Origin of the sequence: Haloglomus litoreum, from assembly GCF_029338515.1 — an archaeon.
GTDB lineage: Archaea > Halobacteriota > Halobacteria > Halobacteriales > Haloarculaceae > Haloglomus > Haloglomus litoreum.
In genome coordinates this window covers 3806710-3820238 of sequence record NZ_CP119988.1, presented here as the reverse complement: position 1 = coordinate 3820238, position 13529 = coordinate 3806710, and the positions used below count along the sequence as shown (strand labels likewise).

Here is a 13529-nt window from a genome sequence, read left to right as displayed (position 1 = left end):
GACTACCCCCCGTTCGATGAGACTGCCGTCAAGCGCGGCCGTCGCCGCCCCACTCACTCGGCGGGGGCTTCCTCGGCCCGGTCGCGGGCCGCCCGGAACCGCTCCAGTGCCCACTCGACGGCGGCGTCGCTGTCGTTCATGATGATGCCGCGGGCGCCCCCACCGGCGTAGACGATGATGCCGACGCTGTCACCGTCGGCGATCCAGAGGCCGTACTCGGTGTCGAGGGGGGCCCGGTACATGGTGATGGCGTCGTGTTCGAGCGCCACCGCGGTCCGCTCGGGGTACAGTTCGAGCAGTTCGTCGTAGACGGCCGTGTCGAACACCAGCTCCGTCGTCATCTCCGGGTCGCCGATCATCTCCTCGTGGACCGACGGCACGTGTCCGGCCAGCGCCTGCGGGACGAGCCCCTGGAGCGACGTGGCGTCCCGGACCCGTTCGGTGAACGCGGTCACGTTCCGGTCGGGGAGCACCGCGTCCGGTTCCAGCACGGTACACCCGTCGAGCATCGCCGGGTCGATGTCGGCGTCGGAGAGCGGTTCGAGCACCGCCGCCGCGCCCGCCAGCCCGGCGATCCGCTCGACGTACGCCTCGTGGATGTCGCGTGCACACCGCCCGACCGTCGTCGGCACCCACTCCCCGTCGGCGTACCGGACGAGCCCGGCGTCGGAGAGCTCCCGCATCACGTCGTCGAGGGTGGACCGCGGGATGTCGAGCTGGTCGACGATGGTCCGTTTGTCGCCCGTCCCGTCGCAGACCGCGCCGAGGACCTCGCGCCGGCGGAGCAGGGTGCGCGCGAGTTCGGGGTCGCGGTTCGTCGTCTCGGCCATGACGGAGCGGTCGGTCAGGAAGGGGAAATGATGTCCGGTTCGTCGGCGGGCTGTCGCCCGGGGAGGTGAGGCCTATCGCCCGATGTCGAACTCGGCGAAGATGGCGTCGATATCCTCGACGAACTCCCGGAGCATCGAGCGGTCGACGTGGGGCATCATCACGACGCGGGCCTCGTCGGTGCCCGTGCGCGAGAGCCGCCAGCCGCGGTCCCGGAGGGTGTCGATGAGGCGGTCGGGCATGTCGGCGGCGACGATGGGCAACACCGGCGGGACGACCTCGAAGCCGCGCGCGCGGAGCTTCTTCGCGAGCCACTCGGCGTTTGCCTGCGATTCGTAGTACTGCTCGCGGTAGCCGTCGGGCCACAGCGCCTCCATCGCCGCGACCGCCGACGCGACGCCCGCGCCGGAGCGGGTCCCGGTGAGCGTCACCTGCGAGGTGGATTCGAGGTAGGGGGTATCGATGGCGAGTTCGTCGAGGAACTCGGGGCCGCGCGCGAGCAGGCCGCCGGCCGGCACCGCGGCCTGGCCCATCTTGTGGGGGTCGATGGTCATCGTGTCCACGTCGGCGGAGGCGAAGTTCCAGTCGTGGCTGGTGAACGGCAGGACGAAGCCGCCCCACGCGGCGTCGACGTGACAGAGCGCCCCCACGTCGGCCGCGATGTCGGCGAGCGCGGGGATGTCGTCGACGCGCCCGTACTCCGTGGAGCCGGCGACGCCGACGACGGCGATGGTGTCCTCGTCGACCTGCTGCTTGATGGCCTCCAGGTTGGCCGTGTAGCCCGAGAGCGGCGCCGTCCGCAACTCGACGCCGAGCACGTCGGCGGCCTTCCAGAACGAGAAGTGCGCGTGCTGGGGGGCGACGACGTTCGGGTTGCGGGTGTCGGTCTCGAAGCGGTTGCGCGCGATGCGGACCGCCTGGATGTTGGCCTCCGTACCGCCGGAGGCGACGTAGCCCGCAACGTCGGGCAGCCCCACGACCTCTCCGAGCAGGTCGACCGCGCGGCGTTCGAGCTTGGCGACGGTCTCGTACGTGCCCGGATCGCCCGGGTTCGTCGCGAGGAACCGCTCGGCGGCATCCCGCGCCGCCGGGTGCGGTTCCGTACACATCGACGAGAGGACGCGCCCGAAGTCCTGTGGATCCTGTTCGACCCGCTGCATCTACATCGCAACCAGTGGAGGCGTTCTCTTAGGTATTGCGCCACGAACTGGTGGGGGGTATACGGCATCGGTGGCGTGGGTTCCCCATGCTCGTCCGCTCCCGGCCATCGCTGTCGGCGGACGGCCATCGAGGGACGGACGTGCCGGCAGCCTCAGGCGCTCCCGTTCCGCAGTGCCTCGCTCGCCCAGTCGGGCTGGGTCACGGCCCGGTCTCCGAGCCCGACGGTCCGGTAGCCGACGTAGAACGTGCTGGCTTCGCCCTGGATGTCGTACGTCCCCTGCGCGACCAGCGCGTGGATCCGGCCCTGCGAGTCGGCCACGAACCGGAGCCGGTAGTCGCGGACGTTCGTCGCGTTCTCGGGGAGGGCATCGGGGTCCGTCGGCGGCGTGGTCGTCTCGAAGGTGTACAGCGTCAGGCCGTCGCGCTCGCTGACGTTCGTGACGGTCGCCTCCGAGCCGTTGATGTAGTTCGCCATGATGCCCCGGACGGCGAGCCCGCTCGCCCCGGCCCGCCGATCACGGACCTGGTAGGTCGTCCGGTCGCCGAGGGTCCCACGGGAGACCCAGACGCTCTCGTTGCCCCAGTGGTCGAACCGGACGCCACCGCCACCCTGCTGGTTGACCACCCGGAAGCGGTACTCGCTGGCCCCGGGCTCGGCGATGACCTGCTTCTCCCGGGCCGAATCCACCGCTTCGCCGCGGTACGAGATGGTCGCGTTCAGCTGGAGCCGGTTCTCGAAGCCCGCATCGACCAGCCCCTGCTCGTGGGCAGCCAGCAGTGCCGTCGCGTTCGTCACCTGCCCGTCGGAGACGCCGGGGAGGGAGTCGGCCGCGTCGCCGTCGACGGGCGTGGGTTCGTCCGGCGAGGTCGAGCCATCGCCGCCGAGCACGCCGCTACAGCCGGCCGTCACCAGCAGGACCGCGAGCGCGACCGCCGCGAGCGGGGACCGTTGCATGGCTCCCGGTCGGCGATGGCGCGGTAAAAGCCTCGTGGCTTCGGGTCGACGGCGGCCGATTGCGCCGATGCCGGGGTCGGAGATGAGAGACGGCGTGCGTCCCGCATCGGTCGGTGGAGTGCTGCTGACTGCGACGGTGGAGTACTGCTGGAAGCGCCCGTGGCTCGGCGTCACGCGCGCCCTTTCAGCCGTCCGATTCGGCGTTCCCGGGCCGCTCCACGCCGTGCTCGCTCGGTCAGGGGTCGAACTCCGTCGCCTCGGGGGCGAACGCGTCCTCGCGGTCCCCGGTGCCCCGGACGTCCTGGTAGGCGTCGCGGTAGGCGGCGATCTTCCGGTACAGCGCGAGGCCGAAGATGCCGTCGTAGACGACGACGAACGCGAAGAAGGCGACCAGCTGCGGGACGGCGATGCCCAGGAGCTCGCTCGCGCCGATGCTGAACAGCGCGGGAACGATGCCGACCGAGACGTTGTAGGTGGCGTGGATGAGCGCGGCGATGGTGAGCCCCTTCACGACGATGGGGCCGGCGTGCTCCTGGTTGAACTTCGCGAGGCCGAGGTAGTAGCCCGCGAACGCCGAGTAGATGACGTGGCCCGGTCCGGCGAGCGCCCGGAGCGCGGTGATGCGGCCGCCGCTCTCGAAGACGCCGATGATGCCGCTCGCCCCCGTCTGGGCGACCGGCACGGAGAGGTCGGCCAGGGTGGCGGCGACCCAGCCCAGTCCGGCCGTCGTGAGCGCGGCGCCCAGGGCCAGCTCGTTGCCCGAGCCACCGATGTTGCGGGTGATGTAGAGGGCGTTCTCGATGGTGGCAAAGCCCAGTCCCGCGGCGGCGCCGTAGACGGCCCCGTCGATGACGGCGTCGAACGACTCGTGCCGGTAGGCGTGCAGGCGGACGGCGAGCAGCTTGACGGTCTCCTCGACCGGCCCGACCACGAGGTAGAAGAAGAGGACGGAGCCGGCGATGGCGCCGAGGACGCCGAACATCGACGGGCCACCCCGGACGATGGGCCCCAGCACCGTGTTCAGGATGGCGGCGAACCCGGCGAACAGGATGCCGAGCATGAACGTGCCGACGATGAGTTCGAGCGGCTCCGAGGAGGTGATGTCGGTGTAGTAGACGTACGCCGCGAGGCCGACCGCGGGGACGACCGACAGGACGACCAGGCCGACGGAGTAGGGGTCCTGGGCGAACGTGGCACCGATGCTCCCGAGCAGGAACTGGCTCAGGAGGATGAGCACCGCCAGCAGGACCACGACCGCCCGGAGCGTGGTCAGGATGCCGCCGTACAGCCGGACGGCGAACGCGTCCAGCGCCGAGCGGGGCTCCCACGTCGAGATGTCGTAGAGGTCACGCGTGCCGTCGGCGTGGGCCTCTATCGGGTCGCGATCTCCCATTCACCCGCTCGTAGTCGGGGGGCGACCCTGAACGTTTTGGAGGGTGAACCGACCCCACAGCCCCGGAGGACGAGGAAACGCCCACGCCAGCCGACACCGGACGCTTTTCGTCCCCGCCGGCCGAAGCCGGGGTATGCACTTCGACCCCCGCGAGCAGGCGGCGCTCCGCGAGGTCGGCCTGTCGACCGAGGAGCTGCAGGCGGCCTCCGAGGCCGTGGCCGACGCCGTCGCCGAGGCGGCGGCCGACCTGGAGGCGTTCTTCGACGAGCACGACACCGTCCACTCGACGATGGACCAGGCCCACTCCAGCGCCGAGTTCCCCGAACACGAGGTCCGGTGGCTGGACACCTACACCCACGCCGCCGACCTCCGCGGGTGGCTCCGGTTCGACACCTGGGGCGTCCCCGTCGAGGACGGCCGTGTCCTCTCGGACGGGACCGTCGAGCTGACGCTCGGCCCGACCGTGAACAGTAGGGTGCGGTTCGCGCCGACGCGCGAGGCGCTGGAATGAGCGGTGAGGGGGCGGGTGACGGGGCCGGCGGAGCCGACGGCCGTCCCGCGGTCCCCGCCGACGCCGACCACCTCTCCGTGCGGGTCCGGGGCATCTACACGACCGCGCTGACCGCGGCGCTCCACGACTCGACGACCGACGGGGTTCCGACGCGGGTGGTGCAGGCCTCCGAACCCATCCGCGACCGCTTCGACGCCGACTTCGCTGTGGCGGCGGCCGACGCGACCGTCGAGACGACGGACGAGCGCCAGGGCATCGGCATCTCCGGCGCGCCCTGGGCCGTCGCCCGCCTCGCCGAGCGCCTCGAACGCGTCGGTCGCGATACCCTCGCGTGGGAGGCCGCGCTCCCCGCCGGGGCCGTCTACCAGGGGGTCGTCACCGACGACGTGGGGAGCGGCGCCGTTGTCGACTGTGGCCCGGATTCGGGATTCCTTCCGTACAGCGCGGCCGACGACTACGTCGAGGAGGGCGACGTCCTGCGCGTGCAGGTGCGCGACCCCCGCCCCCCGTGGGACGACGACCGCGCCGAGCTCGCCACGGGGCTGGTCGTCGACGGCGGCCTCGTCGAACTCCGGCGCGGCGGCTCCCGGGGGTCGAGCGAGGCCGCGCGGATGGCCGAGATGCTCCCCGTCGACGTGCCCGACGGCTGGGCGCCCCGCTGGGACCGCGCGGCGGACGACGCCGACCTCGACGCGCTCGCGGACGCGCTCGAGCGGGCGGTCGACCGGGTCGAGGCCGTGCGCGACGCCGTGGGTGGCGGCGACCCTGACGACGCACCCGGGTGCCTCGCCACCCCCGAAGCGACCGTCTGGTCCTGGTTCGGCCGGGAGTCCCGCTTCGCGCTCGACGAGCGCCGTCGCGGCGTCACGGCGACGATGCCGGGCCACCACCGGACCAAGGCGGCCGACTACGCCGCCAGCGCCGCCGTCGACTTCGCAGAGGCGGTCGCCGGTGACCGGTTCGAGCCCGGGGACCCCTTCCCGTTCGCGGCCGTCACCCGCCAGTTCGGACCCCGCGAGGGCGACCGGCTGGCGCTCCACCACGGGAAGCCGGACGGCCGCCTCATCACGCTCGGCCGCGGCGAGGTGACCGACTACGACCCCGGGGGGCAGGTGACGCTCCGCCGGGAGATGAGCGCCGGCGGCACCTACGACGCGCTCGGCGTCGAGCGCCAGGCCGGCGACGTGGCCATCACCAAACTGCAGGAGGGCCGCTGGTGGTACCCCACCGTCTACCGGGGCGACGACGGGACGCGTCGGGGCACGTACGTCAACGTCTGCACGCCGGTCGAACTGTTCCCGGACGCGGCGCGCTACGTCGACCTCCACGTCGACGTGGTGAAGGAGGCCGACGGGACGGTTCGGCGGGTCGACGACGACGAACTGGACGAGGCCGTCGAGCGCGGCCACGTGAGCGAGGCGCTGGCGGAGAAGGCGAGAAGCGTGGCGAGTGCCGTCGAGAATGCTCTCTGATACGGTAACTGCTGTCTTTCACGACAGAAATCGAGTCTATCTGAGTTATGCGGCGGGTTCTCGGGTTATCTGTCGTCCTCGGGGCGGCGGAGCAGCCGCCACGCCCCGAGTCCCAGCCCGCCGAGCGCCGCGAGCGGACCGAAGCCGGGGCCGGCCGCGCTCGTCCCGGTGGGTTCCCCGTCGGTCGCTCCGGCGTCCGGGGTGGCGGCGTCGGTCGCCGTGGGCGTCTCTGCGGCGGTCGGCGTGTCGGTCGCCGAGGGTGTCGGTGTGGTCGTCGCCGTGCCGGTGGCCGTCTCGCTCCCCGTCGCTGTGTCGGTGACTGTCGGGGTCGGCCCCGGCGTCGGTGTCAGCGGCTCCGCGTCGGCCGGCGGGTCCGGGAAGGTGTAGAGCGCGGCGCCGTCGGCGGAACTCTCGCTCGACGCGCGGGGCCCGTCGCGGTGACTGGTGGCGAGGAACGCCCCGCGGCCGGTGGGTTCGGCCGTCCACATACTCGCCGCGTCGCTGTCGCGCCAGCGCGCCAGCAGCGCCGGGTCCGCGGGGTCGCTCACGTCGTACACCCGCACCCCGCCCTCGTACCAGGAGGTGTAGAGGCGGTCGCCCGCGAACGAGAAGTTGTGCGAGGTGGTCCAGGTGCCGCCGAAGGTGGGGTCGTCGGTCGGCGGCGGCTCGATGAACGCCAGTTCCTCGGCGGCGGTCGGGTCCGAGACGTCGTAGAGCCAGACGCCGCCGGGGCCGCCGCTGTCGTCGCCCCGGTTCGTGTCCCAGGCCTCGAGGCTGATGCCCAGCAGCGTCCCGTCGTCGCTGGTGGCGACGTAGTGGTCGTTCCCCGGGGGCTCGGAGTAGTCCTGCCGGGCCTCGGAGCGGGTCATCTCGACGAACGTCTCCGCGTCGCGCCCACGGATGCGGGCGAGGAGTTCGGGGGCCGTGGGGTCGCTCACGTCCACCGCCCACGTCCCGGCGTCCCAGTGGGCGAGGTAGGCCACGCCGTCGTGGACGTAGACGTCGTGCAGCACCCAGTTCGGGCCGACCTCCGTCCATCGCTCGTCCACGTCGGCGATGGACCACCGGCCCACCTCCTCGCCGGCGCGGGCGTCGACGACGACGAGCGAGTTGCGCTCGCTCGCGTTCCCGCAGAGGTAGACGTACCCGCCGGTCGCGAAGCAGTTGTGGTTGAAGAACTCCGTCTCGTGGACGGCCACCTTCTCGGGCGCGGTCGGGTCCGAGACGTCGTAGACGATGAGGCCCTTCCAGGCGTTCCGCGGGTTGGCCGGCCCCACGACCGCCAGGAGGTCGTTCTCGGCGTCGAGTTTCACGTCGTAGATCTGCTCGAGGCGGCCGTTCCCCTCGCCGGCCCAGGGCTCGCGGTTCTCGTGGACGACCTCTGGTGACTCGGGGTCGGTGACGTCGACGACGGCGAACCCGTCGGTCACGGCGAGGAAGGCCGTCCGGCCGTCCGCACTCGGGACCACCTCCTTCGCCTTCGGGATACCGAGTTCGGCGAGCGGGCCGTAGTCCGTCTGCGTGGCCCGCCCGTTCGTGCCGGTGCCGGACACGGTGCCGAGGGTGGCGAGCCCGAACGGGAGGGCGGCGCCGCGACGGAGGAGGGAGCGGCGGTTCACGGACCCACTCGCCGTCGGGCGGGACTAAGCCTTGTGGTCGCGCCGACCCCCGTCGCCACCTCCGATTCTCGGCCGGGCCTTCGCTACGTCCGATCGTCGACCGGCCCCCCGTCGCGTCGACGACGGGCCAGCGTGTACCAGGCGCCCGCACCGAGTCCCACGAGCCCGGCGAGCGGCCCGAACCCGGGCTGCCCGTCGCTCGACGTGGGGGCCGTCGGTGTATCGGTCGGTGTGCCCGCAGGGTCGGCGAAGGTGTACAGCGTGGCATGGTCGAAGGCGAAGATGCCCTCGTCGTCCCGGCCCTTCCAGGACGGCGCGACGAAGAAGCCGCGGTCGCCCGCGGGCTCGGCGGTCCAGAACCCCGCGTTGTACGAGTCCCGCCAGCGCGCCAGCAGCGCCGGGTCCGCGGGGTCGCTCACGTCGTACACCCGCACCCCGCCCCGGTACCAGGAGGTGTAGAGCCGGTCGCCCCGGAACGCGAAGTTGTGCGAGGTGGTCCAGACCCCCGTGAACGTCGGGTCCGGCGTCGGTGGCGGGTCGATGACAGACAGCTCCTCCGGCGCGGTCGGGTCGGAGATGTCGTACAGCGTGATGCCGCCGGGGCCCCCCTCGTCGTCGTCCGGGTCGGCGTCCCAGGACTCGACGCCCACGCCCAGCAGGCTCCCGTCGTCGTTCGCGGCGGCGTAGTGGTCGTTGCCCGGCGGCTCGAGCGCCTCGTCGGCGGCCTCGCTGCTCGTGAGCGAGGCGAGCTGCCTCGGGCCCTGTCCACCGATGCGCGCGAGGAACGACGGGTCGGCGGGGTCGCGCACGTCCAGCAGGACCGTCCCGGCGTCCCAGTGTGCGAGGTAGGCGACCCCGTCGTGGACGGACACGTCGTGGAGCACCCAGTTCCGGAGGCGGACGTCGGTCCACCGCTCGTCGCGGTCGGCGAGCGACCAGCTCCCCACCTCCTCGCCGGCGTGGGCGTCGACGACGACGAGGCCGTTGCGGCTCCCCCGGTTCGCACAGAGGTAGACGTGGCCGCCGGTCGCGAAGCAGTTGTGGTTGAAGAACTCCGTCTCGTAGGTCGTCACGCGCTCCGGGTCGGCCCGGTCGCTCACGTCGTAGACCAGGAGGCCCATGAACACCCGCGGGTCACCGGGGTTCGCGGGCGCAACCACGGCCAGCAGGTCGTTCTCGGCGTCGAGTTTCACGTCGTACACGTCGAACAGGCTCGCCTCGCGGTCGGCCAGGGGGTCGCGCTCGTCGACAAGCACCTCGGGCGCGGCCGGGTCGGTGATGTCGACGACGGCGAACCCGTCGTCGGTCGCGCAGTAGGCCGTCTCCCCGTCGGGGGCGGTGACGACCTCCTTCAGGCTGTCGAGGCGGAGCCGTCCCAGCGGCGCCGTCCCCTCGGCGACCGGCGTGGTCCGCCGCGGGGTGTACGTCGGTGTCTCCGTCTCCTGCCCGGCCACGGCACCGGCTGGGAGGGCCAGTCCCGCCGTGACCGTCCCGGCCCGCCGCAGGAACGCGCGCCGTCTCATCGCCGGGTCGACGGCTCGAACGGGCCTATGGGTTGTGGTCACGCGGCGGGGTCGGCGCCCGGGTGCTCACGCCGGCAGCACGCTCGCCAGCGCCCCCCGGAGGACGACATCGTCGCCCAGCGGCGTCGCCCGGACCGCCGGCGCGGGGACCGCCAGTCCGGTCGCCGCGAGCAGGTCGGTCAGCGGCTCGACGAGGAGCGAGGGGTTCGACAGGGCGACGGTCCCGCCGATAGAGACCAGTTCGGGCGCGTACGCGTGTGCCAGCGCCGCGACCCCCCGAGCGTTCATACGCACGGCGTCGGCGACGACGCGCGTGGCGAGCGGGTCGCCCGGGCCGCCGGACACGGCGGTCCTATCCGGCGTCTCGGCCGACGCGGCGGCGAGTACGGCCTCGGGGTCGGCGGCGTCGAAGACGGCCGCCGCGTCCAGTGTCCCGGGGTCCATGCTCGTCTCGTGTCCCTCGGCCGCGAGGGCGCGTGCGTGCGCGGCGATGCCGGCGCCGGAGCAGTACGCCTCCCAGTGGCCCCGTCCGCCACAGCCGCAGGGGCGGCCGTCCGGGACGAGGGCGAGGTGCCCGACCTCGGCGGCGTTCCCCCGCCAGCTCCGGAGGACGTGGCCGTCCACGACGACCCCGGCGCCCACGCCTGTCGAGAGGGTGAGGTAGACGGCGTGGTCCGGACAGTCGGTGAACCGCCGCTCACCCCGGATTCCCGCGACGGCGTCGTTCTCCAGGGTGACGGGTGCGTCCGTCCGGTCGCGGAGCGCGTTGGCCAGCTCGATGCGGTCGGCCGGGACGTTCGGCGACCCGACGACCGCCCCGGCGTCGCCGTCGAGTGGCCCGATGCTGCCGACGCCGACGCCCGCGAGCGATTCGGGGGCCACGTCCGCGGCGTCACAGGCTCGTTCGAGCGTGGCCACGACCGCCGCCGCGATCGTCGGGCCGTCGGCCTGCGGCGTGGAACGGCGGGCTCGCCCCCGCTCGTCACCGTCGGGGCCCGCGACGAGCGCTCGCGTGTTCGTCGCCCCGAGGTCGACGGCGGCGTAACTCGGCATACCGACGGCGGGGCGCCCGGCACACATCAACCCTCGGTCGTGACGGAGGCGGTGCTCGGAGCCGGGCGATGGCGAGGAGCGGCTACTGGGGCCGCAGAGAACGGGGTGCGTGACCGCTCGCGTCAGAGGCTGCTCTTCGCGTCGGTCTCGGCCGCGACCACGTACTGCAGCGCCACCCTGAGGTGGTATCGTGCGTTGGGGTCGGTCACCTCCGCCAGCGCCTCGCGGATCCGCTCAGCGTCCGCAGCCGGATTCTGTGTCATCATACCATCCGGTAGTACCCGGCATATCATATACTCCCGCGAGGGTTATCCGAGCGCGAAAACGGTGTCAGACGGAACGCCGACGCGCCACGTCGTCACGGACGGTGGCCGCCGTCAGAACTTCACCCGGAACCCGGGTCCCGAGGAGCCGCTGTTCACGAACCCGCCCGAGCGGCCCGTCTCGTGGCCGGAGCCGCCGATGTCGTTCCCCGCGTAGGGGCGCGACAGGTGGCTGTCGAGCCACGACAGCAGCGCGTCGATGCTCCGGGACTGGACCCACACCGTCCCCGGGCCCTCGAAGTCACAGACGAGGCCCTCGCCGGAGAACAGCGTCGACTTCAGGCCGCCGACGCGCCGGACGTCGAAGTCGGTGTCGCGGAAGGCGGCGATGTGGCCGGTGTCGACGGTGAGTGTCTCGCCCGCCGCCAGTTCGACTTCCTCCAGCGCGCCGTAACTGGCGACGAACAGCGGCCCCGTCCCGGACACGCGGAGGAGGAAGAGCCCCTCGCCGCCGAGGAAGGTCCGCGCGCCGCCGAACTTCGTGTCGACCTCGATGCCCTCGCCGGCCGCGAGGTACGAGCCCGACTGGACATGGACCGTCTCGTCCTGCAGGTCGAGTGCCACCACGTCGCCCGGGAGCGGCGGCGCCAGCGAGACGCTGCTCGCGTCCTCGGCGCGGAACGTGTTGACGAAGAACGACTCCCCGCCGAGCATCCGCTTGAGCGAGCCGAAGATGCCGCCGCGGGCACCCGTCTCGACCGTCAGGCCGTCCGTGTGGCTCACCAGCGCGCCGGCCTCGGCGACCAGCGACTCGCCGGGACCGAGGTCGACGACCAGCAACGAATCGGAGGGGCGGTGTTTGATCTCGTACTCCATGCCTTTCTATCGGGCGCTACGACGATAAACCAACACTGAGGGGTGGTAGCAGCGTGCGCCGCGGCGGGAGCGGGGCGGCCGGTCGCCGCGGTGCGGGCGTTTTTGCGTCCCTCGGACGATTGCCCGGTATGAGCGACAGCGACGTGCCGGCATCGGACATCACGCCGGACCTGGAGGGACGGACCGCGCTCGTGACCGGGAGCGCGACGGGACTCGGGAGCGGCCTCCTGCTGGCGCTGGCCGACGCCGGCGCCGACGCCGTCGTCCACTACCGGACGAGCCACGAGGAAGCCGCCGAGGTCGCAGAGCAAGCCCGCGAGCGCGGCGTCGAGGCCACGGTCGTCCAGGGCGACGTGACCGACCCCGACAGCGTGGACGGCCTGTTCGACGACGCCGAGGCCGCGCTCGGGAGCGTCGACGTGCTCGTCAACAACGTCGGCGCGTTCGCGCCAAGCCACTGGGAGGAGATCGGCTGGGACCGCTGGAATCTGGTGCTGGAGACGAACCTCAACGGGACCGCCATCTGTTCACAGCGCGCGCTCGGACCGATGCGCGAGCAGGGCTGGGGCCGGATCGTCAACGTCGGCTACGCCTCCAGCGAGAAGGGCCTCGTGAGCCCGAAGAACTTCCCCTACTTCGCCGCGAAAGCGGGCGTCCTGATGTTCACCCGGATGCTCGCCGCCGACACGCAGGACGACGGCATCACCGTCAACGCCGTCTCACCCTATGTCGTCGAGAACTCCGACGAGTTCCCCGACGACGCGCCACGTGGCCGGTGGGCCTCGTTCGACGACCTCGCGGCGCCCATGCTCTTCTTCTGCTCGGACGCCGCCGACTACGTGTCGGGGGAGAACGTGGAGGTCGACGGAGGGTGGTTGCCGGAGAAGGTGTAACGGTCGTCTGCAGGGGGTGTGCTCTGCGAGTCACTCCGCCAGTCCCTGCGAGAACGCCACGCCGAGCGCGATACCCAGGCCGAGCCCCATGGGGAGCCACAGCCCCAGCTCACCGGTTCCCAGGCCGATGCCCGCCCCGATGGCCATCCCGACCCCGATCCCCATCGCCAGCCCCTGCCCGGTCAGCGCGGGGGTATCCCCGTCGGTCTCCGCGTCGGCAGCCATACCGGTCCGGTGACCTGCCGGAAGGATAACGGTTCCGCTCGATACGACCTGGAAGTGTGGATTTAGTGGTCGATCCTCGGACTTCTATCCCGAAATCGTATGCAAATACAATATATGGATGGTTGCTCAGTTCTCCTCCAGCGCGTCGATGGCGACGGCGGCGGCCATGATGGCCTCCCGGGGCACGTCGCCGGTGTCGCCGAGGGTGATGTCGTACTGGTCGCGCAGCGAGAACCGCTCCTCGATGGTCCCGATTCCGGCCCCCGAGCCGTCGCTGATGCTGTAGGAGTGCGGGATGAGGCTCAGGATGCCGACGAACGACTTGAGCGCCATCACCGCCGCCGACTCGGACTCGATGGTGGCCCACAGTTCGCCCTCGGGCGAGCGGATACGGTAGACGTGCTGGAACAGGGTGAGCTCCTTCTGGATGACCGCGAACGTCTCGCCCGAGGCCTCGTCGACGAGGTTGTAGTCCCCGGCCACGTCCATGATGTTCTGGGCCTTCACCCGGAAGGCCACGTCGCCCCCGGGCGTCGTGAACGGGAAGTCCTCCTTCATCTTGAAGCGCTTCTTCTTCCCCCGGAGGACCACCTCCCCGGAGGAGTCCTCGACCTTGTACTTCGAGCGGATCCACGCCTGCGTGACGACGTACTCGTCGTCGGAGAGGTCGATGCCGCCGATGACGTCGCGTTCGTCGCCCCCCTCGGCCGACGTGTCGGGCGCCTCGGTCCCGGAGTCGCTCATACCCGGCGCTGGC

General features: G+C 71.9%; 14 protein-coding genes. 3 read left to right on the top strand and 11 right to left on the bottom strand.

Annotation, left to right across the window (positions count from 1 at the left end; genetic code table 11):
- Positions 1 to 53 precede the first annotated feature (53 nt).
- The 4 genes from P2T62_RS19085 to P2T62_RS19070 form a co-directional block, all read right to left on the bottom strand.
- Positions 54 to 830, bottom strand: coding sequence for a helix-turn-helix transcriptional regulator (locus P2T62_RS19085; protein WP_276258605.1), 777 nt, complete (start codon positions 828 to 830; stop codon positions 54 to 56).
- Positions 831 to 902: 72 nt separating this feature from the next.
- Positions 903 to 1988 carry a tyrosine decarboxylase MfnA gene (gene mfnA, locus P2T62_RS19080; protein WP_276258604.1) on the bottom strand — a complete coding sequence of 362 codons (1086 nt, stop codon included), beginning with the start codon at positions 1986 to 1988 and terminating at the stop codon, positions 903 to 905.
- A gap of 152 nt (positions 1989 to 2140) precedes the next feature.
- Complete coding sequence (locus P2T62_RS19075; protein WP_276258603.1) at positions 2141 to 2944, bottom strand: DUF7537 family lipoprotein; 804 nt, start codon at positions 2942 to 2944, stop codon at positions 2141 to 2143.
- Positions 2945 to 3179: 235 nt separating this feature from the next.
- Positions 3180 to 4337 carry a PrsW family intramembrane metalloprotease gene (locus P2T62_RS19070; protein WP_276258602.1) on the bottom strand — a complete coding sequence of 386 codons (1158 nt, stop codon included), beginning with the start codon at positions 4335 to 4337 and terminating at the stop codon, positions 3180 to 3182.
- 133 nt (positions 4338 to 4470) lie between these two features.
- Here P2T62_RS19070 and P2T62_RS19065 point away from each other — a divergent pair, with 133 nt between their 5' ends.
- Complete coding sequence (locus P2T62_RS19065) at positions 4471 to 4848, top strand: DUF7532 family protein (RefSeq protein ID WP_276258601.1); 378 nt, start codon at positions 4471 to 4473, stop codon at positions 4846 to 4848.
- Positions 4845 to 6320, top strand: a complete 1476-nt coding sequence (locus P2T62_RS19060) for a ribonuclease FAU-1 family protein (RefSeq protein ID WP_276258600.1) — start codon at positions 4845 to 4847, stop codon at positions 6318 to 6320. The genes P2T62_RS19065 and P2T62_RS19060 overlap by 4 nt, the downstream gene beginning before the upstream one ends.
- Before the next feature lie 65 nt (positions 6321 to 6385).
- Here P2T62_RS19060 and P2T62_RS19055 read toward each other — a convergent pair whose 3' ends face one another.
- The 5 genes from P2T62_RS19055 to P2T62_RS19035 form a co-directional block, all read right to left on the bottom strand.
- Entirely contained in the window at positions 6386 to 7939 is a 1554-nt protein-coding gene (locus P2T62_RS19055) for an LVIVD repeat-containing protein (RefSeq protein WP_276258599.1), read from the bottom strand.
- 83 nt (positions 7940 to 8022) lie between these two features.
- Entirely contained in the window at positions 8023 to 9462 is a 1440-nt protein-coding gene (locus P2T62_RS19050) for a hypothetical protein (RefSeq protein ID WP_276258598.1), read from the bottom strand.
- A 66-nt stretch (positions 9463 to 9528) separates the two neighbouring features.
- Positions 9529 to 10515: an ROK family protein gene (locus P2T62_RS19045; RefSeq protein ID WP_276258597.1), complete on the bottom strand. Its 987-nt coding sequence runs from the start codon at positions 10513 to 10515 to the stop codon at positions 9529 to 9531.
- 122 nt (positions 10516 to 10637) lie between these two features.
- The gene (locus tag P2T62_RS19040; protein WP_276258596.1) at positions 10638 to 10781 is read right to left on the bottom strand and encodes a hypothetical protein; all 144 of its coding nucleotides are present in this window, start codon (positions 10779 to 10781) and stop codon (positions 10638 to 10640) included.
- A 111-nt stretch (positions 10782 to 10892) separates the two neighbouring features.
- Positions 10893 to 11654, bottom strand: coding sequence for a TIGR00266 family protein (locus P2T62_RS19035; protein WP_276258595.1), 762 nt, complete (start codon positions 11652 to 11654; stop codon positions 10893 to 10895).
- 128 nt (positions 11655 to 11782) lie between these two features.
- Here P2T62_RS19035 and P2T62_RS19030 point away from each other — a divergent pair, with 128 nt between their 5' ends.
- Entirely contained in the window at positions 11783 to 12547 is a 765-nt protein-coding gene (locus tag P2T62_RS19030; protein ID WP_276258594.1) for an SDR family NAD(P)-dependent oxidoreductase, read from the top strand.
- 30 nt (positions 12548 to 12577) lie between these two features.
- On the opposite strand, the gene P2T62_RS19025 is transcribed toward P2T62_RS19030, so the two are convergent.
- Positions 12578 to 12772 (bottom strand): hypothetical protein, encoded by a 195-nt coding sequence (locus tag P2T62_RS19025; RefSeq protein ID WP_276258593.1) that lies wholly within the window; start codon positions 12770 to 12772, stop codon positions 12578 to 12580.
- A gap of 126 nt (positions 12773 to 12898) precedes the next feature.
- Positions 12899 to 13516, bottom strand: a complete 618-nt coding sequence (locus tag P2T62_RS19020; protein WP_276258592.1) for an LURP-one-related family protein — start codon at positions 13514 to 13516, stop codon at positions 12899 to 12901.
- Positions 13517 to 13529: the final 13 nt, after the last annotated feature.

Excerpts from the sequence above, each read along its gene's own strand:
- P2T62_RS19085 (WP_276258605.1), bottom strand. The coding sequence starts at position 830 with ATGGCCGAGACGACGAACCGCGACCCCGAACTCGCGCGCACCCTGCTC.
- mfnA (WP_276258604.1), bottom strand. The coding sequence starts at position 1,988 with ATGCAGCGGGTCGAACAGGATCCACAGGACTTCGGGCGCGTCCTCTCG.
- P2T62_RS19075 (WP_276258603.1), bottom strand. The coding sequence starts at position 2,944 with ATGCAACGGTCCCCGCTCGCGGCGGTCGCGCTCGCGGTCCTGCTGGTG.
- P2T62_RS19070 (WP_276258602.1), bottom strand. The coding sequence starts at position 4,337 with ATGGGAGATCGCGACCCGATAGAGGCCCACGCCGACGGCACGCGTGAC.
- P2T62_RS19065 (WP_276258601.1), top strand. The coding sequence starts at position 4,471 with ATGCACTTCGACCCCCGCGAGCAGGCGGCGCTCCGCGAGGTCGGCCTG.
- P2T62_RS19060 (WP_276258600.1), top strand. The coding sequence starts at position 4,845 with ATGAGCGGTGAGGGGGCGGGTGACGGGGCCGGCGGAGCCGACGGCCGT.
- P2T62_RS19050 (WP_276258598.1), bottom strand. The coding sequence starts at position 9,462 with ATGAGACGGCGCGCGTTCCTGCGGCGGGCCGGGACGGTCACGGCGGGA.
- P2T62_RS19045 (WP_276258597.1), bottom strand. The coding sequence starts at position 10,515 with ATGCCGAGTTACGCCGCCGTCGACCTCGGGGCGACGAACACGCGAGCG.
- P2T62_RS19040 (WP_276258596.1), bottom strand. The coding sequence starts at position 10,781 with ATGATGACACAGAATCCGGCTGCGGACGCTGAGCGGATCCGCGAGGCG.
- P2T62_RS19035 (WP_276258595.1), bottom strand. The coding sequence starts at position 11,654 with ATGGAGTACGAGATCAAACACCGCCCCTCCGATTCGTTGCTGGTCGTC.
- P2T62_RS19030 (WP_276258594.1), top strand. The coding sequence starts at position 11,783 with ATGAGCGACAGCGACGTGCCGGCATCGGACATCACGCCGGACCTGGAG.
- P2T62_RS19025 (WP_276258593.1), bottom strand. The coding sequence starts at position 12,772 with ATGGCTGCCGACGCGGAGACCGACGGGGATACCCCCGCGCTGACCGGG.
- P2T62_RS19020 (WP_276258592.1), bottom strand. The coding sequence starts at position 13,516 with ATGAGCGACTCCGGGACCGAGGCGCCCGACACGTCGGCCGAGGGGGGC.